Origin of the sequence: Streptomyces prunicolor, from assembly GCF_045162825.1 — a bacterium.
Lineage (GTDB): Bacteria > Actinomycetota > Actinomycetes > Streptomycetales > Streptomycetaceae > Streptomyces > Streptomyces prunicolor.
This window is the reverse complement of sequence record NZ_CP108676.1, coordinates 6,068,901-6,091,714: the sequence shown is the minus strand read 5'-3', so window position 1 is coordinate 6,091,714 and position 22,814 is coordinate 6,068,901. Positions and strand designations below refer to the sequence as shown.

The 22,814-nt window shown below is 70.3% G+C and carries 13 protein-coding genes; 6 read left to right on the top strand and 7 right to left on the bottom strand.

The window, feature by feature from the left end:
• Window positions 1–60 precede the first annotated feature (60 nt).
• The 4 genes from OG588_RS28000 (at window position 61) to OG588_RS27985 (ending at window position 11,862) form a co-directional block, all read left to right on the top strand.
• The gene (locus OG588_RS28000) at window positions 61–924 is read left to right on the top strand and encodes an alpha/beta hydrolase (RefSeq protein ID WP_405949708.1); all 864 of its coding nucleotides are present in this window, start codon (window positions 61–63) and stop codon (window positions 922–924) included.
• Between the two features lie 47 nt (window positions 925–971).
• Window positions 972–9,317, top strand: a complete 8,346-nt coding sequence (locus tag OG588_RS27995; protein WP_405949707.1) for a type I polyketide synthase — start codon at window positions 972–974, stop codon at window positions 9,315–9,317.
• Window positions 9,318–9,354: 37 nt separating this feature from the next.
• On the top strand, window positions 9,355–10,824 hold the full coding sequence (locus OG588_RS27990; RefSeq protein ID WP_405949706.1) for an MFS transporter: 1,470 nt from the start codon (window positions 9,355–9,357) through the stop codon (window positions 10,822–10,824).
• Window positions 10,825–10,923: 99 nt separating this feature from the next.
• On the top strand, window positions 10,924–11,862 hold the full coding sequence (locus OG588_RS27985; RefSeq protein ID WP_405949705.1) for a beta-ketoacyl-ACP synthase III: 939 nt from the start codon (window positions 10,924–10,926) through the stop codon (window positions 11,860–11,862).
• A 423-nt stretch (window positions 11,863–12,285) separates the two neighbouring features.
• On the opposite strand, the gene OG588_RS27980 is transcribed toward OG588_RS27985, so the two are convergent.
• Entirely contained in the window at window positions 12,286–12,957 is a 672-nt protein-coding gene (locus OG588_RS27980; protein WP_405949704.1) for a lysophospholipid acyltransferase family protein, read from the bottom strand.
• Window positions 12,958–13,195: 238 nt separating this feature from the next.
• Between OG588_RS27980 and OG588_RS27975 the strand changes: the two genes are divergently transcribed.
• Complete coding sequence (locus OG588_RS27975; protein ID WP_405949703.1) at window positions 13,196–13,816, top strand: TetR/AcrR family transcriptional regulator; 621 nt, start codon at window positions 13,196–13,198, stop codon at window positions 13,814–13,816.
• A 132-nt stretch (window positions 13,817–13,948) separates the two neighbouring features.
• On the opposite strand, the gene OG588_RS27970 is transcribed toward OG588_RS27975, so the two are convergent.
• From OG588_RS27970 to OG588_RS27945, 6 genes are all read right to left on the bottom strand, one after another.
• A complete protein-coding gene (locus OG588_RS27970) occupies window positions 13,949–14,752 on the bottom strand; it encodes a BTAD domain-containing putative transcriptional regulator (protein ID WP_405949702.1) in 804 nt (267 codons plus the stop codon).
• Window positions 14,753–15,007: 255 nt separating this feature from the next.
• A complete protein-coding gene (locus tag OG588_RS27965; RefSeq protein ID WP_405949701.1) occupies window positions 15,008–17,224 on the bottom strand; it encodes an FAD/NAD(P)-binding protein in 2,217 nt (738 codons plus the stop codon).
• A 21-nt stretch (window positions 17,225–17,245) separates the two neighbouring features.
• Entirely contained in the window at window positions 17,246–18,421 is a 1,176-nt protein-coding gene (locus tag OG588_RS27960; RefSeq protein ID WP_405949700.1) for a pyridoxal-phosphate-dependent aminotransferase family protein, read from the bottom strand.
• Window positions 18,418–19,551, bottom strand: coding sequence for a phosphonopyruvate decarboxylase (gene aepY, locus OG588_RS27955; RefSeq protein WP_405949699.1), 1,134 nt, complete (start codon window positions 19,549–19,551; stop codon window positions 18,418–18,420). The genes OG588_RS27960 and aepY overlap by 4 nt, the downstream gene beginning before the upstream one ends.
• Window positions 19,548–21,095, bottom strand: a complete 1,548-nt coding sequence (locus tag OG588_RS27950) for an isocitrate lyase/phosphoenolpyruvate mutase family protein (protein WP_405949698.1) — start codon at window positions 21,093–21,095, stop codon at window positions 19,548–19,550. The genes aepY and OG588_RS27950 overlap by 4 nt, the downstream gene beginning before the upstream one ends.
• A 616-nt stretch (window positions 21,096–21,711) precedes the next feature.
• Complete coding sequence (locus OG588_RS27945; RefSeq protein WP_405949697.1) at window positions 21,712–22,353, bottom strand: lysophospholipid acyltransferase family protein; 642 nt, start codon at window positions 22,351–22,353, stop codon at window positions 21,712–21,714.
• A gap of 202 nt (window positions 22,354–22,555) precedes the next feature.
• On the opposite strand from OG588_RS27945, the gene OG588_RS27940 reads away from it, so the two are divergent.
• Window positions 22,556–22,810, top strand: a complete 255-nt coding sequence (locus OG588_RS27940; RefSeq protein WP_405949696.1) for an acyl carrier protein — start codon at window positions 22,556–22,558, stop codon at window positions 22,808–22,810.
• Window positions 22,811–22,814 lie beyond the last annotated feature (4 nt).

Below are 22,814 nucleotides of genomic sequence, written 5' to 3'. Positions count from 1 at the left end.
CGGCTGCCCCTCTCGACGCCGGCCGCCCGCTGGCCGCCGGCAGGAATTCCAGGTGATTTGATGAGTTCGTCCTTCACTGCCGTCCGCAGGGTGCTGAACGCCGCCTCGTACGTCTCCCCCCGGCTGCTTGGCGGTTACGTGTGGCGGCTGTTCTGCGAGCCGGTCGCGCGCGACAAAGTGCGCGGCGCCCAGCAGCCGGTCCACGACCAGGCCGTGGTGGAGAAGATCACCGTGAACGGCAAGGACATGGTGACCTACCGCTGGGGCGAGGGCGGCAACCCGGTGCTGTTCATCCACGGCTTCGGCGGCCGGGCAGCCAACTTCGCCGGGTTCGTCCACGGGCTCCAGCAGCTCGGCGTCACCGCACTGGCATACGACGCCTTCGGCCACGGCGACTCCGGAGGCAAGGGCGTCACGATCCTGGACCACTTGGCCGTGCTGCGGCAGTTGCAGGACCGCCATGGGCCCTTCCGCGCGGTCATCGGGCACTCGTTCGGCGGCACCACGGGGTACCTCGCGCTGCGGCGCGGCATCAAGGCCGACCGACTGGTGTCCATCGCCTCCGTGGGCGAATTCGCTTCCCTGCCGGGCACGTTCTGCAATCAGCTGGGCCTGCGGCCGGTGTACGCGCGGGAACTGCGGCGCCGCACCGAGCTGCTCTTCGTGTCCGAGCCGGACCTGTGGAACGCCTTCTCGCCCGTGGACCGCCCGGAGGAGATCGAGCAGCCGGTTCTCGTGGTGCACGACCAGAACGACCGCGAGGTCGGCGTGGAGCAGGGCCACCACATCGTCGCCGCGTACGGCGACCGGGCCGAGTTCCTGCTGACGGAGGGGCTCGGACACCGACGGATCCTGGGCGACAGCACGGTGATCACCAAGGTGCTGGCGTTCGCCGTGGGCGATGAAGTGACACCTGCCGAGTAGCGCCCGGACTCGTCAGCAACCAGTAATCACGAACCTAGGTGAGAGCGATGACCAGCACTGTGCTGAGCCCCTGGAGCGAACCGATCGCCGTCGTCGGCATGGCCTGTCGGCTGCCCGGGGCAGCAGGGCTGACGAGCTTCTGGGACCTGCTCCGCGAGGGACGGGACGGCATCACCGAGGTGCCCTCCGACCGGTGGACGACGGGCGGGCCGTCCGCGCCGCAGCCCGGCAACACCGGTCGGGGTGGATTCGCGGACGGCATCGGCGAGTTCGACGCGGGCTTCTTCGGCATCTCGCCGCGGGAGGCCGCGTCGATGGACCCGCAGCAGCGGCTGATGCTGGAGCTGAGCTGGGAGGCCGTCGAGGACGCCGGCATACCCGGGCAGGACGTCCAGGGCAGCCCTGCCGGTGTCTTCTTCGGCGCCATCGCCGGTGACTACGACGCGCTGCTGAACCAGTACGGAGCGGGCAGCATCACGCAGCACTCCTTCACCGGGATGCAACGCGGCATGATCGCGAACCGGGTCTCGCACCTGTTCGGGCTGGCGGGCCCCAGCCTCACCCTCGACTCCGGGCAGTCCTCCTCGCTGGTCGCCGTCCACATGGCCTGCGAGAGCCTGCGCTCCGGCGAGTCCGAACTCGCGCTCGCGGGCGGGGTGCATCTCAACCTCGTCCAGGAATCGGCGCTGCGCGCCGACCGGTTCGGGGTGCTCTCACCCGACGGCCGGTGCTACGCGTTCGACTCCCGGGCCAACGGGTTCGTCCGCGGAGAGGGCGGCGCGGTGTTCGTCCTGAAGACGCTGTCCCGGGCGGTCGCCGACGGCCACGACATCATTTGTCTGATCCTCGGCAGCGCGGTCAACAACGGCGGCCGGGGCGAGGCCGTTGGCGTGCCCGACCCGGCGGCCCAGAGCGCGGTCATCAGAGCGGCTCAGCGCCGCGCGCAGGTCCAGCCCGGCGACATCCAGTACGTCGAGCTGCACGGCACCGGCACGGCACGCGGTGACGAGCTGGAGGCGTCCTCTCTCGCCTCGGTGTTCGCCGGATCACGGGAGCCCGGTTCCCCCCTGCTCGTGGGGTCGGCGAAGACCAACGTGGGGCACCTGGAAGGCGCTGCCGGCGCCGTCGGACTACTGAAGGCCGCCCTGAGCATCAAGAACGGCGAGATACCCGGGAGCCTGAACTACGCGTCGCCCGGGCCCCGCCCGCTCCATGGCGAGGCGGACCTCAAGGTCCAGCGCGGCAGCGGACCCTGGCCGCGTCCCGACCAGCGGCTGCTGGCCGGCGTCAGCTCCTTCGGCATCGGCGGGACCAACTGCCACGTCGTCCTCGGCCCGGCCCCCGAGGCCGCCGGGCAGGACGCGCGTCGGACGGCACCGGAGGCCATGGCCTGGCCGCTCAGCGCCACCAGCCGGCCGGCGCTCGAGGCCAAGGCACGTGACCTCTCCGAGCATCTGGCCCGCTTCCCGGACCTCCGGCCCGAGGACGTGGGCCTCTCGCTGGCCACGACGCGCTCGGCGATGGACCTCCGGGCAGTGGTCGTAGCCGGCGACCGTACCGAGTTCGGCGCGGCGCTCGACGCGCTTGCGGCGGGTGAGGCGGGCGCCACCACGGCGCGCGGCGCCGCGCGGCGCCCGGCCAAGGTCGTGTTCGTCTTCCCCGGCCAGGGATCGCAGTGGGCCGGCATGGCCCTCGGGCTGCTGGAGAGCTCCCAGGCCTTCCGGGAGGAACTGGAGGCGTGTGGACGGGCGCTGGCCCCGTACGTCGACTGGTCCCCGGCCGACGTACTGCGCGGCGCGCCCGGAGCACCGGGCCTGGACGAGGTGGAGGTCGTCCAGCCTCTGCTGTTCTCGGTCATGGTCTCGCTGGCCGCCGTGTGGCGCGCGCACGGCGTCGAACCCGACGCCGTTGTGGGCCACTCCCAGGGTGAGCTGGCCGCCGCTTACTTCTGCGGTGCCCTGACCCTGGAGGAAGCCACCCGCGCGGTCGCCCTGCGCAGCCGGGCCATCGCCAGGATCGCCGGGGCCGGCGGGCTGCTGTCCATCGCCCTGCCGGCCGACCGCGTCATGGCCTATCTGGAACGCTCCCCGGACGAACTGTCCGTGGCGGTGGTCAACAGCCCCCGGTCGACAGCCGTCGGTGGATCTCCCGAAGCGCTGGCCGCACTGGCCGCGGCCTGCGAGCGGGACGGGGTGCGCAGCCGCCTGATCCTGATCGACTACGCCTCGCACTCGCCTCAGGTCGAGGCCATCCGAGACGAGGTGCTCGACGCGCTGAAAGACATCTCTCCCCGCCGTTCGGACGTCCCCTTCTACTCCAGCACCGACGGCGGGCCCCTGGACACGCTCCGCCTGGACGCCGGGTACTGGTTCAGGAACCTGCGCGAGGCCGTGCAGTTCGAGCGCGCGACCAGGGCGCTGCTGGACACGGGACACAACGTCTTCATCGAGGTGAGCCCGCATCCGGTGTTGGTAGCCGGGATGCTGGACACCATCGAGGACGCGGCGCAGGCGTCCCCCGACGAGCCCGTCGAAGCCGCCGCCGTCGGCACCCTGCAGCGGGACGAGGGTGGCGTCGGGCGCTTCCTGCGGTCCGCCGCCGAGGCCTATGTTCACGGCGTCCCGGTCGACTGGGCACAGGGGTACGCCGGGACCGGCGCCCGCCGGGTCAAGCTGCCCGGCTACCCCTTCCAGCGCCGCAGGCACTGGCTGGCAGCCCCCCGGACACCGGTCCCCACCACACCTGCCCCCGCTGCTCCCCCCGGCGTACCCGCCGAAGCAGCACCGGAGGAGGAGCGGCAGGCCGCCGAGCGGCCGCATCCGGGGCCGATCGGCGAGCAGGAGGCACTGGGCCTCGTCCGCCGGCACGCCGCACTGCTGCTCGGACACGACAGCGCCGAGGCGATAGACGGCCGGCTGGCCTTCCGCGACCTTGGATTCGACTCCCTCAGCTCCGTCCGGCTGTGCCAGCGGCTTGTCGAGAGCACCGGCCTGAAGCTGCCCGTCAGTACGGTCTACGACTACCCGACGCCGCTCGCACTGGCCCGCAGAATCCGGCATCTGCTGTCGTCGTCCGCCGGCAGTGAAGCCGCCACGCCGGCTGCCGCGGAGGCCGAGGACGACCCGGTCGTCATCGTCGGCATGGCCTGCCGCTATCCCGGCGGGGTGGCGTCCCCCGAGGATCTATGGCGCCTCGTGGCGGAGGGTGAGGACGCCGTCGCGGACTTCCCGCCCGACCGCGGCTGGGACCTCGAGGGCCTGTACCACCCCTCGCCGGAGCACCGGAGGACCACGTACACGCGCTTCGGCGGATTCCTGTACGACGCCGCCCGGTTCGACTCGGCGTTCTTCGGCATCAGCCCGCGTGAGGCGCTGGGCATGGACCCGCAGCAGCGCATTCTGCTGGAGACCGGCTGGGAGGCGTTCGAGCGGGCCGGCATCGTGCCCGAGACGGTTCGCGGCACGCGCACGGGCGTCTTCATCGGGGCGTCGCCCTCCGGGTACGGACCGCCGCTCGGCGAGGCACCGGAAGATCTGGAGGGCTATCTGCTGACGGGGTCGAGCCCGAGCGTGCTGTCCGGCCGGCTCTCCTACACCTTCGGGCTGGAAGGGCCGGCGGTGACAGTCGACACCGCCTGCTCGTCCTCGCTGGTCGCGCTCCACCTGGCAGTTCAGGCTCTGCGGCGCGGTGAGTGCTCGATGGCGCTGGCCGGCGGGGTGACCGTAATGGCGACGCCCGGCATGTTCCTGGAGTTCAGCCGCCAGCGCGGCCTGTCGCCCGACGGCCGGTGCAAGGCGTTCTCCGCCGATGCGGACGGCACGGGATGGGGCGAGGGCGCCGGCGTCCTGCTGCTGGAACGGCTCACCGAGGCCCGCCGCCGCGGCCACCGCGTGCTGGCCGTGGTGGCGGGTACGGCAACGAACCAGGACGGCGCGAGTAACGGATTGACGGCACCGAACGGCCCCGCGCAGGAGCGGGTCATCCTGGACGCTCTGGCCGCGGCCCGGCTCGCCCCCGGCCAGATCGACGTCGTAGAGGCCCACGGCACCGGCACGGTCCTGGGCGATCCCATCGAAGCGGGCGCGCTGTTCGCCACGTACGGGAAGGACCGCCCCGACGGCCGTCCGCTGTGGCTGGGTTCGCTGAAGTCGAACACCGGCCACTCCCAGGCCGCGGGCGGGGTGGGCGGCATCATCAAGATGGTGATGGCGATGGCGCACGGCGTCATGCCACGCTCGTTGCACAGCGACCGCCCGTCCTCCCACATCGACTGGTCCGCGGGGAGCGTACGGCTGCTGCAGGAGGCGGTGCCCTGGGAGCGGACCGACGGCCCCCGCAGGGCCGGCGTGTCGTCCTTCGGTATCAGTGGCACCAATGCCCACGTGGTGATCGAGGAGGCGCCGGACCCCGGCCCCGAGACCGGTGCTCCGGCCCCGGAGTCAGCGACCGGGCCGGTCCCGCTGCCGCTGACGGCCACGAGCGCGGCAGCGCTGGGCGCCCAGGCGAACGCGCTCCGCGCCCACGCGGCGGCCAAGGACGCCGACCTCCACGACCTCGGCCACAACCTGGCCGCCACCCGCTCAACGTTCGAACACCGGGCCGTGGTGATCGCGTCGGACCGTACCGAGCTCTCCGACGGCCTGGAAGCCCTGGCGAACGATGCCCTCGCCGGGAACGTGACACAGGGCGCGGCGACGCCCGGCCGGGTCGCCTTCCTCTTCACCGGCCAGGGCAGCCAGTACCCGGGCATGGGCCGCGACCTGTACGCGGCTCACCCTGCTTTCGCCCGGGCCCTGGACGAGGTCTGCGCGCATCTGGACCCCCACCTCGGAAGCCCGCTCCGCGATGCGATGTTCGCCGGCGAGGCGGACGCGGAAACGGCGCTCCTGAACCGTACGGAGTGGACCCAGCCGGCCCTGTTCGCCTTCGAAGTGGCCCTGTTCCGACTGCTCGAACACTGGGGCGTCACCCCGGATCATCTGCTGGGCCATTCCGTCGGTGAGATCGCGGCCGCGCATGTGGCCGGAGTCCTGTCGCTGCCGGACGCATGTCTCCTGGTGGCGAGCCGCGCCCGTCTGATGGGCGGACTGCCGGACGACGGGGCGATGGTGTCGCTGGAGGCGGCCGAGCACGAAGTCACCGAGTGGATCGCGACGCACGGCGCCGAGCTGGACGTCGCGGCGGTCAACGGCCCGGACGCGACGGTCGTCGCGGGAGACGTGGACTGGGCGGTACGTATCCTGGCGGAGTGGCAGCGGCGCGGCCGCAGGGCCAAGCGGCTGGCCGTGAGTCACGCCTTCCACTCCGCGAAGGTGGAGCCGATGCTGGGCGAGTTCGCCCGGATCGCCGAGACCCTCGACTACCGTCCGCCGACGCTGCCCGTCGTCTCCAACCTGACCGGCCGGCCGGTCGAGGAGGCGACGCTGTGCTCCGCCGAGTACTGGGTCCGGCACGTGCGGCAGCCCGTGCGATTCCTGGACGGCATCAGGGCGCTGGAAGCGGCGGGAGTCACCAAGTTCCTCGAAGTCGGGCCCGACGGTGTGCTGTCGTCGATGGCGAAGGGCTGCCTGACGGCGACCCCGTCGGCCGTGGTGACGGCCGCCGCCCGCCGCAACCGGCCTGCGGAGCGGACGTTTCTCACCGCGCTGGCCGCGCTGTACGTCCAGGGGGTCGACGTCGACTGGGCGGCCGGGCTGTCCCGGGCAGGGGGCCGCACCGTCACATTGCCGACCTATGCCTTCGACCGGCAGTCCTACTGGTTGACCGCACCGGCGCACAGCGGCACCGACCTCGTCGGCGCGGGTCTCGAAGCGGCGGACCACCCGCTGCTCGGCGCGGCCGTCGAGCTGCCCGCCACCGACGGCGTCGTGTATACCGCCAGGCTGTCCCTGGACAGCCACCCCTGGCTGGCCGACCACGTCGTGCTCGGTACGGTCCTGGTCCCGGGCGCGGCGTTCGCCGAGTGGGCCGTGCACGCCGCCGCACGGACGGGCTGCGGCCGGGTCGGCGAGCTGGTGCTTGAGGCGCCCATGGCCCTGCACGAGGGGACCGCGCTCGAAGTACGGGTGAGCGTCGGTGGTGCGCAGGCGGACGGCCGCCGTGAGTTGACCGTGCACGCACGGCCGCGGGACGCGTCCCGCGGGGAGTGGACCCGGCACGCGACCGGCCAGCTGGAATCAGCGGACGCCGGGCGCCCGGCCGCTGCCCTGGCAGTGGAACAGAGCTGGCCGCCCGCCGGAGCCGACGCGGTGGACCTCGACGGGGTCTATGAGCGGTTCGCCGAACGTGGGCTGCGGTACGGCAGCGAGTTCCGCGGACTGCGGGCCCTGTGGCGGCTCGGGGACGAGCTCCTCGCCGAAGTCGAACTCCCCGGCAGCGAGGCCGAGGAGGCCCCCGGATTCCTTCTCCACCCGGTTCTCCTCGACGCCGCGCTGCACGCGGTCCTCGCGCCGGCACAGGAGCAGGACCCCGCCCTGCCCTTCGCCTGGCACGGGATCGAGACGTACGCACCGAGCGGGCGGCGCCTGCGGGTCCGTGCGACCCCGTTGCGCAAGGGCGGCGGATCCGGCGATCTGTCGGTCTCGCTCGCCCTCGCGGACAGCACGGGCCGCCCGGTGGCCTCGGTCGAGTCCCTGCGCTTCAAGCGGACCACGCCCGAACAGCTCGGCCGGGCGCTCGGGGAACGGCAGGGGGAGCTGTACCGGCTGGAGTGGCCGCTCGTCGCGGACCCGGCGGTCACCGGCGCGCCGGACGGCCGGTGGGCACTTCTGGGCAGCGACCACCTCGGCCTGACCGGAATGTTCAAGAGCGCCGGGACATCGGTGCATGTCTGCCCGGACCTGCTGGCTCTCGACAGTCTGGTCGGGGCCCCGCAGCCGCCGCCCGAGGCCGTCGTCGTCACGTGCGTGGGCGAGAAGGACACCGTCGACGAGGCGGTCGGCGCGGCGAGCCAGCGGGCGCTCAGACTGGTCCAGGAGTGGCTGACCGACGAACGGCTGGCGGTGACCCGGCTGGTGCTCGTCACTGCGGGGGCGGTCGCCACCCGCGCGGACGAGGAGGTGTCCGACCCGGCGGGCGCGGCCGTCTGGGGCCTGATCCGAAGTGCCCAGACGGAACACCCCGGACGATTCGTCCTGGTCGACATCGAACCGGGGGAACGTGGCGTGGACGGCCTGATCGGCGCGATCACCTCCGGCGAGCCGCAGGCGGCCGTCCGCGCCGGTGCCGTCCGGGAACCCCGCCTGGCGGCGGTCCGCGGCAGGCGTTCGGCAGCCGCGGTGGGCAACGGACCGTGGACACCGGACGGCACCGTGCTCATCACCGGCGGAACCGGCATGCTCGGCAGTCTGCTCGCCCGCCACCTGGTGCGGCGGCACGGCGTACGGAAGCTGGCGCTGCTGAGTCGGCGTGGCCCGGCGGCACCCGGCGCCGACAGCCTGGTGGCCGACCTGACCGCACTCGGCGCCCAGGTGTCCGTCCTGGCCTGCGACGCGGCCGAACGTCCGGCGCTGGCCGAAGCACTGGCGCGGCTACGGAAGGAAGCTCCGCTGAGCGCCGTCGTGCATATGGCGGGGGTCCTCGACGACAGCACTGTTACGGGGCTGACGCCCAAGCGGCTGCAGCATGTCCTGAAGGCCAAGAGCACGGCAGCGCTCAATCTCCATGAACTCACGACGCAGGACGCGCTGTCGGCGTTCGTCCTCTTCTCCTCGGTCATCGGCGTGCTCGGTGGCGCGGGACAGGCCAACTATGCTGCGGCGAACAGCGTCCTGGACGCGCTGGCACACCAGCGCAGGGCGCTCGGGCTGCCCGCCATCTCGCTGGCCTGGGGCCTGTGGAACCCCGACGCGGGAATCGCGGCGAGCCTGTCCGACGTCGACATCGCCCGGATGGCGCGGTCAGGCCTGGCACCGTTGTCCGTGCGGCGCGGGATCGAGCTGTTCGACGCCGCCCTCGCCTGTGATGAGCCCGTGCTCGTGCCCGTCGCGCTCGATGCCAAGGCACTGCGCACCCGGTCCGGCGGCCTCGCCAAGGTACTGGCCGGGCTGGCACCGGCAGGGGCGGCGCGGCCCGGGACGGCACCGCGGGTGTCGCTCCGGGACCGGACGGCGGCGCTGCCGGAGGCGGAACGGTCGTCCGCGCTCCTCTCGTTCGTCCAGGAGCAGATCGCCGCCGTGATGGGGTACGCCTCGGCGGACGCCGTCGAGCCCGAGCGGGAGATCTCCGACCTCGGCCTCGATTCGCTGACCGCACTCGAACTCACCAGCCGGCTGACCGCCGCGACCGGCCTGCGGCTGCCGGCCGCCCTCACCTTCGACCACCCCTCCGCCGCCGCGCTGTCGCAGTACCTCGACGAGGTGTTGACCAGGGAAGCCGTACCGAAGCAGCCGTGACCCCCTCCCCCGCCGTCCTCAAACAGAAACAGTGGGTATGAACCAGATTCAGGACGAAGGCACACCGCCCGAGGAACCCGGCCGCCGACAGATACTGCCGGCACTCGTGCTGGCCATGCTGGCCTTCAGCATGGTGCAGACCGCGGTGGTGCCGATCCTCCCCTCACTCGCGACGGGCGTGCACGTCTCCAGCGGCACGGTCGCCTGGCTGATGACCGCCAACCTGCTCGCGGCCGCAGTGCTCACCCCGCTGCTGGGGCGCTTCGGTGACCTCTACGGCCGCAGGACGATGCTTCTGGTCTCGCTCGGCGGCCTGGCGCTGGGGTCGGTGCTCGCGGTGAGCACCGAGTCATTCGCCTGGCTTGTCACGGCCCGCGTCCTGCAGGGCGCGGGTGGCGGTGTCCTCCCGCTGGCCATCAGCGTGGTGCGCAACCAGTTCCCGCCGCGCGAAGTTCCGGCCGGCATCGGGGCCGTCAGCGCCGCTATGGGCATCGGCAGCGCCCTCGGCCTTGTGGTCACCGGCCTGCTGATGGAGCAGTGGAGCTACAAGTCGGTCTTCTGGGCCGGACTGCTCATCAGCCTCGTCGCCATCGCCTGGTGCACGGCAGGCATCCCCAAGGACGTGGTAACCGATCACACCGTCAAGGTGGACCCGCTGGGCGCCCTCACCCTGGCCGGGTGGCTCTGCGCCCTGCTGCTCGCCGTCAGCCAGGGCAACAGTTGGGGTTGGGGCTCCGGCCGGATCATCGGGCTCTTCATCGCGGCCACGGTGATCGCGGCCACGTGGACCGTCATCGAACTGAAGGTGCCGCACCCCTTGGTGAGTATCCGGATGCTCGTGAGCCCCGTCGTGGCCATCACCAACGCGGCAGGTGCGGTGATCGGGTTCGGCATGTACGGGTGCTTCATGGTGATCAGCAACTTCGCCCAGACACCGGAGAAGACCGCGCACTACGGATTCAGCGCCGACGTCCTGCACGCCGGCGTGATGCTGCTGCCATCCGCCATCGGCAGCATGGCGGCTGCCCCGGTCGGCGCCCGGCTGATCACCACGCGAGGTCCTCGGATCCCCCTCTCGCTGGGCGGACTGCTCGCAGCGGTGGCGATGGGCTTCCTCGCCGTGGTGAATGGGCACCCGGCCGACCTCTATCTCGCCGCCGCGGTGTTCGGTTTCGGCGTCGGCCTTGCTTACACGGCCATGCCGGCCGCCATCAATTCCGCTGTCCCGATCGAGCAGAGCGGCATCGCCAACGGCATGAACGCGGTGTTCCGTACGGTAGGAGGTGCCGTGGGAACGGCTGTCCTCGGCTCCGTCCTGGCCAGTGACACCATCGAGGGCTTGCCGCTGCCCACCTTGGGTGCTTATCAAGAGGCCTTCTGGATCACCGCGACCGGCTGCTTCGTCGCCGCAGTAGCCTCTCTTGCTCTCCGCACCCCCCTCAGTTCGGTGAACTCAGGGAAGCCCGCTGTGCGGCAAAGCGACCCGGCCGAGAAGGCCGTCCCCTGACATGTTCTGGTCCGAGCCATCGGATGCAACGGATACAGCCCGGGTAGGTACCCGCGCGTGACGGAAGCTCAATCGACAATGCAGCAGAAGGACTTCATCATGACCGGGTCTCGCATCGTGGCCCTCGGCCACTACCAGCCACAGAAGGTGCTCACCAATGACGCCCTCGCGGAGATGGTCGACACGGATGACGAGTGGATCCGGAGCCGGGTCGGCATCCGTACCAGGCATGTGGCGGAGGCAGCGGAATCGGTGGCGGACATGGCGGCGGAAGCCGCTCGGAAAGCCCTCGCCAACGCGGGCTTGGCCAGTGCGGAGATCGATCTCGTCATCGTCGCGACCTGCACTTCCCACGATCGTTCTCCCAACGTGGCAGCGCGTGTTGCGAACCGGCTCGGTATCACGGCGCCTGCGGCACTGGACATCAACACGGCCTGCTCCGGCTTCCCGCACGCCCTGGCCATGGCTGACCTGGCCATCAAGGGCGGCTCCGCGAACAAGGCCCTGGTGATCGGGGTCGAGAAGCTCACGGACTTCGTGGACTGGTCCGACCGCAGTACCTGCGTGCTGGTCGGCGACGGAGCGGGTGCCGTCGTCGTCGCCGAGGCCGACACCGCCGAGATCAGTCCCGTGGTCTGGGGATCCGTCCCCGAGATGGGCAGGGCTGTGCTCATCGAGGGCAAGTCGGGCACCTTCTCCCAGGAGGGCCAGTCCGTGTACCGCTGGGCGACGACTGCTCTGCCGGAGATCGCCCGGACAGTGTGCGAGCGCGCCGGCATCAAGCCGGAGGAACTCGGTGGTGTCGTCCTGCACCAGGCCAATCTCCGGATCATCGAGCCGGTCGCCAGGAAGATCGGCGCGGTGAACGCGGTCATCGCGCGGGACGTCGTGGACTCCGGCAACACCTCGGCCGCGAGCATCCCGCTGGCGTTCTCCAAGCTGGTGGAACGGGGGGAACTGACCTCGGGGTCACCCGTGCTGCTCTTCGGGTTCGGCGGCGGCTTGTCGTACGCCGGCCAGGTCGTCCGATGCCCGTGACAGGTGAACCCACGGCCCGGCCCGGGATCGACACACCAGCGGTGCGTCACCCCTGAGGACCTGACCATGCCGGGCGGTGGCTCCCCCGCGGCACCCCCGTCATGGTCATGTCCACGCTCGCCAGCCGCGACCCCGGTGTCTTCACTGATCCCGAACGCTTCGACATCCGCCGGGAGTTCCGGCACCCTCACCTGAGGTTCGGCTGGCGCTGCGCAGCTGCGTCGGGTCGATACCGGCACGAGCGGAACTCAGCGAGGCGCTGACCATTCTCTCCCGGCGACCGACTGGTCCGGCGCTCGACGGCGAGACCGTGTGCAGTCGGCCCGACACCGTTCAAGGCCCGGTGACCCTGCCCCTTCGCCTCGACGCGGCGTAGCGGGTCGCCGCGACCGACCCGGGCATGACCCTCGTCGGCTGGACTGCTCAGGCTCTCGGGGCAGGTGCTGTCGCGTAGTCGTGGGCACGCTCCTGTCCCGAGAGGCCCCCGATCGCCCCAATGATCTCGTCGGTGACGGACCGGCGGACCTGCGCAGGGCGCGTACCGATGTCGAGTCCGGCGCAATGCAGCGGGCTGCCGAACTCCACGGTGATGCGGTGGTAACGGGGCAGCCGCCGGCCGACCGGCTGGAGTCGATCGGTACCGGTCAGCGCCACGGGCACCACCGGGGCTCCGGTCGTGAGAGCAAGCCACGCGACCCCGGTCCGCCCGCGGTAGAGCCGGCCGTCGAGAGAGCGTGTCCCCTCGGGATAGATACCGAAGGCTCGGCTCTCGGCCAGGACGCGTTCAGCCGCCTCCAGCGATGCCCGCGCGCCGCGGTGGGCGCCGCGGTCGACCGGGATACAGCCGAAGGTGCTGAAGAAACACCGCGTCAGGACGCCCTTCGTTCCTGTTCCCGTGAAGTACGTGTCCTTGGCCAGGAAATGGACCGGCCGCGGCGAAAGGAGCGCGATGACGATGCTGTCGATGAAGGACAGGTGATTGCTGGCGAGAATCACGGGACCGTGCCGTGGGACGTTGCTCCGGCCACGGACGACGGGCCGGTAGATCAGCCGTACCAGCGGGGTGAGCAGCAGCCGGGCGAGCGAGTAGAGCACCAGCAGTCCTTTCGTGGGCGGGTGACGCCTGGTCGGCTCCGCGGGCAGCCGGGTGAACAGGCGCACCGGGGGCGACTCGCCGCGTGCAGCCGACCCGGAGCGTGTGCGGAGTACGACGCAGCCGGGGCAAGGTGGTTCTCTTTCGTTCGGACCGCCCCAACGCGGCAGAGGCGAACAGATGTTAGCAACCGATCGGTCGGAAGGTAAATGAGGCGCAGGGCGGCTACCATGGACACTCATGAGCCCCCGGAACAGCGTTGCCGAGACGCGTCGCACCCGTCAGCGCATCGTCGACCGCAGCCTGGCCATCGCCTCGGTGTACGGCCTGGACGGCCTGACCATCGGCTGGCTCGCGACCGACCTCGGGATGAGCAAGGCCGGTGTGCTGGGCCACTTCGGCACCAAGGAGCGTCTCCAACTCGCCGTCGTCGACGCCGCGGCGGAGTTGTTCACCCGAGAGGTGCCGAACCAGGTGGCGGCCGATGTGCCACCCGGCCTGCCCCGTCTGCATGGGTGGTGCGATGCCTGGGTGTCGTATCTGGCGCGGGACGTGCTGCCCGGTGGGTGCTTCCTCACCGCGGCGGCGGCCGAATTCGACGGGCGGAGCGGCCCCGTGCGGGACGCCATCGCCGGCATGAACGACTTGTGGCAGCGCGACCTGCGCCTGCAAATCCGGCATGCGATCACCGCCGGAGAACTGCAATCGGACACGGATGCCGACCAATTGCTCTACGAGGTGGTGGGCATCATGCTGGCACTCAACCATTTCCTGCAGCTACAGCGCGACCGGTCCGCCCCGGACCGGGCCCGCAGGGCACTTCACCGGCTCTGGGACGGTGTGAAAATTCCTGTGCAGTAGTGATGACCAGAAGAACGCCCTGAACGATCGGCGGACAGGGCATTCGAGTCCTGAAACATCTCTGAACCAGCAGCCTGGCCGCCTTCTGTCAGGGCCAGTCATGCCCCTGACAGAAGGCGGCGTGCGGCATGGTCAACGCAAGGAGAATTGGGCGCCGACAACGCCGCGGTCGGCACCGGATTCGACCCAGGAATCGCGAGTGAGAATGGACTGCTGAATATGCTGTAGCTGCGGCCCGGGCTCGATACCCAACTCCTCGACCAGCATCCAGCGGACCCGGTCGAAGGTTCGCAGTGCGTCTGCCGTACGGCCACTGCGGTACAGGGAGATCATGAGATAGCCGTAAACGGCCTCCCAGCCCGGGTACCTCTCGATCAGCGAATACAGCTCGCAGATCAGCTCGCGGTGACGGCCCAGGTCCAGCTCCAACTGCAGTCGGCGCTCGTAGGCGTAGACATGCTTCTCGTCGAGCAGTCGGCAGATGCCCGCAAAAGCGGGCAACTCGCGGAAGTCCGCCAACGCCGGACCGCGCCAGAGGGCGACGGCAGCGCCCAGCGCGACGGACGCCGCTTCGAACTCACCGCCGCTTTGCAGATTGCGGGCCTGTGCCAGGTGCGCCTCGAACAGGTTGAGGTCGAGGGAGGAGTGCGGGAGCCGCAGTTCGTATCCAGTCGACTGGGTGGTGAGGACGGAGGCATCGAGGCCCAGTTCACGAAAGCGGCTTCGCAGATTGCAGATGTAGACGTGAAGTGCGGCGTGAGCGCTCCGCGGCGGCGTGCCCGACCAGATCGCGTTGATGAGCCGTTCCTGGGGAACTGCTGTCATATTATTGAGGCAGAGATATCCCAGCAAAGCGCGATTTTTCGGCGCCCAAGGCTTGACACTTTCACCATTGGATTTTTCTATTCCGAGCGGACCCAGAACACGAAAAAGCATGAATAGCCACCCCCGTGTCTATTTGAACACGGCAGGGGGAGCCCCCACCGTCGACGCTTCATCGTCAACGATTCCGCGGCGGCGGGCAAGCGGTTTGAGCATTACCTGAGGTTACGCAGTCAGCGAAAAAACGGAGAAGAGGCCGATATAGGCGCATTTGCCACCCACGACGCTTCGTTAGCTAACCAAATCGAACCAAGCCGTGCGGTGAGTGTATAGAGAATTCCTGTCCCACCCGTAACGGGCGGGCGACATTCACCGGGGCTTCACAGATGACTCCCAGAAGCCGTCGAGCCAGACCAAGATGTCCCGCATGACGTAGTGGTCCGCGTCCGGACGCAGGGCCGACAGCAGAAACGAGCGCGCGCCCTCCGCCGGCGCCCCCAGGACCGTGATGCGGGACTCCACGTCGCCGTCGGTGCGCAGGGGATGGAACTGCGGGGTGAGGTCCAGACCACCGGGCGCGAAGTCCGTGGCACCCGCACCGTGGTTGCGCCACAGGCGTACCAGTCCACGGTCCTGCAGATTGCGGTACAGGGGCCGTACGTCCACGCGCGGGTCGAAGGGATGCATGCGCGCCTCGACCCGCACGTCCAGGGCGCGTCGCGCACCCGTCTGCGGCCCCACCACGACCGTGCGGCCGGACGACTCCTCGTAGCCCATCCGGGCGTCCGGGCCGGTGCCCACATCCAGCAGCCCGTGCTTGACAAGCGCGGTGATCTTCGCCATGACCTCCGGCGCGGCCCCGTTGGCCAACCGGTTGTGCCGACTGGTGTGCCGACGCAGGAACGCCCGTTGGGAGGCTGCGGTCACCCCGGCGTCGTCCACCGCGTAGGAGATCACCGACCGCAGATCACGCCACACACCGTCGGACGCGGCTTTGTGTGGATTGCGCAGGTTGCCCTGGCGGGCCCATGCCTGGTCGCGGATCATGAACTCCAGCAGTTCCGCCCGGTACTCGGCAGGTGAGCTCACCGGGCCGACCGGGTGTACGGCCGCACGCCAGTCGAACCGGTTCCCCTCGATTTCTGTGTCCAGGGACCACGGCGAATCCCGGCCCTCAAGGACTCCGCCCGGCGGCAGCGAACGGTCCAGACAGCGCCGGACCTCGTACTGCACCGACGACCCGTACACCGTCCGGACCCAGTGCAGCAGCACGTCTCGAACCGACCATACGACCGTCTTCTGGGCGTCGAACAGCGCCTGTTCGCCGCGCAGCACCGGCAGCAGGATCCGCACGATGTCGTCCACCGCGGCGTCCAGCGCCGGCAGCAGACAGTCCTCGCCGCCGGGCCGCGCACCGGCCAGGAAGGCGAGGTAGGACGGCATCGCACGCTGCGTCAGCGGCAGCGCCGCGCTCGGTCCGAGCAGCGTCACATAGTGCAGGTGGGCCATCTCCGCCACCACCAGCGGCAGGACGTCCCTGTCGAAGTCGAGCTGCGACCGGGTGCGGTCCGGCGTGGGGTACGGCTGCCCGCAGTTCGCCCGGAGCAGGTCCACTGCCTCTTTGGTCAGAAACGTACCGGGGTGATCACCGGAGCCGTCGCCTGGCTTGTGGTTGTCGGGCCGGGCGAAGGTGAACAGCCCGGAACCGCTGAAGGCGACGATCGCGGCGGGTTCGGCACCGCTCGCCCGATACACCAGCCCGCGCCCGGGCTCCTCGTGGAAACTCCCGCCCCTCCCCTCGGTCAGGTGCAGGATCGTGTCGATGGCGGTGAGGCCCATGCCGGCGCAGCCGACCACGTCCGTCGGCCCGACGGTGCCCGGGCCGAGCAGCTCGTTCAACGGGTACGGGTGTGGCACATGCGAGGCGCTGCCGCGGGCCGTCGCCTCAGTCGGCCGGCGTCCCTCCGGGGACAGCCCCGGATCGTGGTAGGAGTGCCCGGTGAGCAGCAGCACCTCGTCGGCCGGATAGCGGGTGCCGTCCGCCGTGACGATCCGCAGTTCGGCACCGACGGGCTCGATGTCCACGACCTCCGCGTGGTGCAGGTGGAGGTCGGCACCGGGGTGCCGACGCAGGTCGTCGGCGAACGCCCGGAACATGTCGCTCAGCGCCAGCCCGTGCACATATCGCCGGGGCCAGTCTTCCGGACGCAGGTCGAAGTCCGGGTGCCCTGTCTCGGCGTAGCGGCGGCGGCACCACTCGTGCAGAGTCGGCCGCTCCTCCCGCGGTCGCAGCGGGCCGGCACCCGAAACGCTCTCGTCGGCGGCGAAACCCACCTGGCAGCCGATGCGGTTGAGGTAGCTGGTGCGGGCCTGCCCGGAACTGTGGGCCTGGCCGGCCCCGAACTCCCCAGTGCGGTCGAAGACCCGCACCTCCAGCCTGCGGCCTCCGAGCCGACCGATCGTCGCCGACAGCCTCTCGACGACGTACGTCGCCCTGGGCCCGCCGCCGACAAGAGCGAGCCGGTACGGGCGGCCCGGCGCGGTCGGGTGCGGCGAGTTCGGCGGCTCAGTGTGTGTGGTGGTCACCTCGTGCCCCATTCAGCGATGTCAGACATGTCGGCCAGGCCGGCCGACAGTCGGACTGGCAAGCGGTTCACGGTCCGCGCCCCGCAGGACGTCCGCGAGCGCGGCCAGGAAGCGGTCGATGTCGGCGGCGGTGATCCGGCCCATCGTCGACAGCCGCCAGTAGTCCGCGGACAGCCGCTCCTGAGCCCGGTAGATGACGAACCCGGCGGCGCGCAGGCCCCGGTGGAGTTCCTCGTAGCCGGTCCCGGCGGGCAGGCGGAGCGCGGTCAGCCCCACCGCGCGCCGGTCGGGCGGCAGCAGCAGTTCGAGACCAAGAGCCTCCAGACCCGCGCGCAGCCGCCCGGCCAGCGCGGCGTAGCGGGCATGCCGGGCCTGGCGCCCTTCGGTGAGGGCCAGGTCGAGCGCCACCTCGAAGGCGTAACAAGCCGGAATGCCCGGGGTGAAGGCAGGCAGGCCGGACTTCTCCTGGGCCGTGTAATGCCGGTGCAGGTCCAGGTAGTAGGTGCGGTTCGGGCGGTCGGCCAGCCGCTCGAACGCCGTTCTGGCGGCGCTGACGAAGGCCAGTCCGGGCGCGCCCTCAATGCACTTGTTGGCCGATCCGCACAGCCAGTCGACCTCTTCCCGGGCCAGCGAGATCCGTTCGGCGCCGACGCTGCTTACGGCGTCCACGATCACCTCGCGGCCGAGCTTGTGGGCGATCCGGGCCACGGCGGCGACGTCGTTGAGCATGCCGGTACTGGTCTCGTGCTGCACCATGCCCACATGGGTCAGCCCTGGGTCGGCGGCCAGGGCCCGCTCGACCCGGGCCAGGTCGACGGGCGTCGCCCAGCCCAACTCCAGCCAGTGGGTGCGGATGCCGTACGCGGCGGCGATGTGCTCGAACCGTTCGCCGTAGTGGCCGTTGTCGACAACGAGCAGCCCGCCGTCCGGCGGGACGGCCGAGCTGATCGCCGCCTCCACAGCCGAGGTCCCGGACCCGGTGAGGAGCACCGAGGTGTGCGCGTCGCCGCCACCGGCCACCAGAGTCGTCTTGTGCCGGATGCGGGCGAGCAGATCGACGAACTCCGGTTCCCGGTGGCAGAGGTCGGGGCCGGCCAGCGCGGCGCGGACCCGCTCGTCGAGGACGACCGGTCCGGGGTTCATCAGGACCAGTTGTTCGGCGGCATCGGCCGCGGGGAAGGACACGGGAACGGTCACCGGGCGAGCACCTCCATGAAACGGGCCGCCGACTGCGGCGGGCGGAGCGCGGGCCGGCCCAGCGCGGGGTCCGAACCCTGTCTGATCCGGACCCGGACCAGATGGGTGCCGCCTTCGGCCTGGGCGCTGCGCACCGCGGTGCGCAGGTGTTCCGCGTCGGACACGTCGTACGTGGCGCGGTAGCCGCTCGCGGCGGCGACGGCGCAGAAGTCCACGTCCGCCGACGCGGTCGGCTGGCCTCCGGTGGATTCGTAGGACTCGTTGTCGAGAAGGATGTGGCACAGGTCCGTACCGGTCTGGCGGCCGATCGCCGCCATGGCCTCCAGGCGCATCAGCGCGGCGCCGTCGCCGTCGAGAGCCGCGACCGGCCGGCTGGGCGACGCGTGCATCGCCACACCGAGAGCCACGCTGGAGGCGCAGCCCATGGAGCCGACGACGTACAGGTTCTCCGGCCGGTCGAAGTCACGTTCCAGCTCGCGGGCGGTCTTGCCGGTGGTGGCGACCAGCAGGGTCGCCGGGTCCATGGCCTCGACGACCCGGCCGATCGCCTCGGACCGCGGCATGAGGTGTGCGCGCGGGTCCGCCGCGCCGGCCGCAGCTGCTGGGCGGGGGGCGATGGCTCCCTTGGGCACGATGAAGGCGAACGGCAGGCCGGTGGCGGCCATGTGCGCGAGCGCGCCGTCCAGGCGGTCGCTGAGCTCCGGGAGGGTCTGCGGAAGCAGTTCGTTTCGGATGCTCATCGAGGTGAGCAGCTCGGGGGTGATCGCGCCCATCAGCTCGTGCTGCGGCTCGTCCGGCTGTCCGGGGCGGCCACGCCAGGTGACCAGGAGCAGGACCGGCAACCGCAGGGTGTGGCACAGCGAGGTGAGGGGGTTGACGGCGTTGCCGAGTCCGGAGTTCTGCAGGATGACCACCGGGCTGCGGCCGGCCAGCCGGGCACCGGCCGCGATGGACACCGCCTCGCCCTCGTTGGCACAGATGACGTAGTCCTCGGGGTGTTCCGCCTCCAGGCAACTGATGACCGGCCCCAGGAATGAGCAGGGCACACCGGTGAACGGCCCGAGGCCGCGTTCCTTGAGCAGCGCCACGACACCGTCTGCGGCCAACTGTGCGGGGACCGTGGTTCTCAACGTCCCGCCTCCGGTGCCGCGAACAGTGCGGCGGCCCGCTCGGCGTCCTCGGCAGTGCGCAGTTCCAGCCAGCCGGAGGCGATCTCGACCGCGCGGACCCGCACGCCGGCGGCCAGCAGATCCGCGATCAGGTCGTCCAGGGCGGCCGGGGCGGCGTCGGCGCGTCGCTTCTCGGCCGCCGCGCGCAGCGCCGCGAAGCCCTGCGGGGAGAAAACGGCGGCGCCCGCGAACTCCGCGTCGGAGTCCGGTCCCCCGATGCCCACGACCTCACCGGCCCCGCCCTGCACGACCCTGCGGCCGCCCTGTGCCACGGAGCTCAGCGCCAGCGGCAGCCCATCGTCCCGGCGCGGTGTGGCCGACACGTCCGCCAGGACGGCGACGTCGGCGGCGGCCGCGGCGAGCAGCCGCAGCGGCTCGGCCTCGACGAGCACATCGCCGCAGACGACCACGGTGGGGCCGTCGTGGGCCTCGGGCAGGCCGAGCAGCGCCTCCACGACCGACGTCTCGCCCTGCGCGCCGGTGAACGTCGTGTTCTCGGCGCCGCAGCCGCGCAGCGCCGTGGTGCGGTGGTCGCGCAGCGACGAGGGCGTGGCGTCGGCGGGCCCGGGGAGCACGACCGCGCGGAGGCGGGTCTCGTACGAGGTGACGAACACCGCCTCGTTCCGCTTGTGTTCGGCCATTCCCTGGAGGTCGAAGACGGTGGCCAGGGGAGCGATGCGGTCCTCGATGCCGGTGGTGCGGTCGTCCCGCAGGATCGACGCGAAGGCGTCGGTCACGGCCGTGATGCCGGCCCGCAGACCGTGGTTGGCGTAGATGACCATCTTCGCGCCGGCCGCGGCGAGTTCGGTCGCCGTGATGGTGTGGTAGGTCGTCGGGACCACGACCACCGGCGTCGGCAGCGTCCACTGCGCGAGGAAGTCCAGGACCGGCTCCGGCGAGGATCCCTTGGCGTGGATCAGCACGGCGTCGGCGCCCGCCCGGGCGTAGGCCTCTCCGCGGGAGAGTGCCTCGTCCATGCCCCAGCCCGCGATCAGCGCCTCGATCCTGGCGATGACCATCAGGTCGGGGGTGCGCTGCGCGTCCTTGGCCGCGGCCACCTTGCCGCAGAACTCACCCACGGAAGCGAGTTCCTGACGGCCCGGCACGAAGCTGTTGACCTTCGGGAACCGCTTGTCCTCGATCGAGACGGCGGCGATGCCGGACGCCTCGTAGCGGCGGATCATGTGCATCACGTTGTGCGCGTTGCCGTACCCGGCGTCACAGTCGGCCACCACCGGTATGTCGACCGCGGCGGCCAGCGAGGAGGCCACGCCCAGCAGTTCACTCATCGTGAGGATGTCGGTGTCCGGTACGCCCTGGGAGGCTGAAACCTCCAGACCGCTCGACCAGACGCCGCCGAATCCGGCGCCTTGGGCGAGCCGCGCCCCCAGCGGATTGTGGGCGCCGGCCAGTCGCACCACCCCGGGACGGGCGAACAGTTCACGCAGCCGGCGCGCCCCGGAGAGCCCGGCCGCCCGATGGATTTCCGTCATTACAGCACCCATTCCGAATTCTCCTTGCGAGTAAGGGCGGCGCAGCATCATTGGGCAGCCCCTAAATCTACAATTAACTGAAGGGACGAAAAAGCGTGGGAAATTAGAGCGAGGACAGCGACGGGCACATAGCTATTCAGCACCGTGCAGGTCGCGGACGCGGTCCTGGGCCACTGCATCCCGGCACACCGCTCGACGCTGCTGTTGATGGAACTGCGCGGGACGAAGGTCTCCACCGACTGCACCCACCTTGACGAGCCGTCCCGTCACTCCCGCACCCTGGCCAGGCGTTTCGCGGAACACCACGATGTCGTCCTCCGCTTCACCGACAACCAAGGTCCAGCAAGGCTTCTCCGGGAACTGCTGGCGAACACTCCAGCGCCTCTTCACCACCGGAGCCCGGACCCCGCACGCCCTCACACCCGACACCGCAGCAGCTTGACCGAACCACTCAACCCCGCTGAACAGCCACCGCCGGACAGCACCCCCAGAACTACCCCGCCCACACCGGTGCGGGAATCAGATCCGTACACCGGTCTCGGAAAGCACCGCTCGATGGGAAATCATCAAAGGACACGATTCAGGCCGGTCTGCGTCGTACCGGCTGTGCAATACGGCCGCAGGGCCGTTACCGGCCGCTCATCACCGTCTCCGCATATATGTCGACGTACTCCTGGCCCGACAGAGCCGAGATCCCGTCCGTGATTCTCGTCGTCACCGCGCGGCGGATCCGGCGGTCCGATTCCAGCCCGAGGTGCTCCGTGAACGTCATTGCGGGACCGAATCTCGCGTCGAAGCTCGCAACGTACAGCCGCTTGGCACCCTTGGGGTGCACCCGCTCCGTACCGATGAGGCCGCACGGAATCACCGGTGCCCCGCTGCGCAGGGCCAACCAAGCGGTGCCGGTGGTGCCCTTGTAGAGGCGCCCGTCCGGCGAACGGGTGCCCTCGATGTGGATGCCGACGCCGTTGCCTTCCGTCAGGACCTTCAGTGACAGTTCCAGCCCTGCCATGGTTCCCGCGCCGCTCGTCCTGTCCACCGAGATCATTCCGACGGATCGGAAGAACAGCTTCTGCAGCCGGCCCTTGACGCCCGGCATCTCCATCCATCCCTGCTTTCCGACGAAATACAATCGGCGTGGCGTCAGGAGCGCGATGAAAATGGAGTCGAAGAACGAGAGGTGATTCGCCGCGAGGATGAAGGGCCCGCTCGCAGGTATGTTGCGAAGCCCCTCCACCCGGGGGCGGATAACGAGCTTCAGCGGGATCAAGAGGATCCTTCTCAGCAGAATTCGAAACATGCGTCTGTCCTGTCCGTGCGAGGGGCTTTTCCAATGATAACGCGACCTGCTTAAGCGAGACTTATAAGTTGCTTTCAAAAGACATTGACTGATGCACTCGGCGACTTTCCGGGTAAGCTTCTTCCCGTCAAGTCAGTTCGTTCTCCACCGGATATGAGAGACCAGGAGCGCCGTGTCCGATCCCACCACACCTGATTCCGTACGCACCTTCATAGAGCAGGAACTCGTCGATTTCGGCGCCGAGCCGGAGGCTATTTCGGACGACATCTCACTGGACGCCCTCGACATCGACTCCCTCGCTGTCGTCGAGCTCGTCGCCTCGATCAAGCGGCGGTTCGCCGTCGAGATCCCCTTCGAGGACATCCCGCGCACCAGCACGGTCTCGGCGGTGTGCCGGTTGATCCGCTCCCGGACCGCGGCGGCCTGAGCCG

Excerpts from the sequence above, each read along its gene's own strand:
- OG588_RS28000 (WP_405949708.1), top strand. The coding sequence starts at position 61 with ATGAGTTCGTCCTTCACTGCCGTCCGCAGGGTGCTGAACGCCGCCTCG.
- OG588_RS27995 (WP_405949707.1), top strand. The coding sequence starts at position 972 with ATGACCAGCACTGTGCTGAGCCCCTGGAGCGAACCGATCGCCGTCGTC.
- OG588_RS27990 (WP_405949706.1), top strand. The coding sequence starts at position 9,355 with ATGAACCAGATTCAGGACGAAGGCACACCGCCCGAGGAACCCGGCCGC.
- OG588_RS27985 (WP_405949705.1), top strand. The coding sequence starts at position 10,924 with ATGACCGGGTCTCGCATCGTGGCCCTCGGCCACTACCAGCCACAGAAG.
- OG588_RS27975 (WP_405949703.1), top strand. The coding sequence starts at position 13,196 with ATGAGCCCCCGGAACAGCGTTGCCGAGACGCGTCGCACCCGTCAGCGC.
- OG588_RS27970 (WP_405949702.1), bottom strand. The coding sequence starts at position 14,752 with ATGCTTTTTCGTGTTCTGGGTCCGCTCGGAATAGAAAAATCCAATGGT.
- OG588_RS27950 (WP_405949698.1), bottom strand. The coding sequence starts at position 21,095 with ATGGGTGCTGTAATGACGGAAATCCATCGGGCGGCCGGGCTCTCCGGG.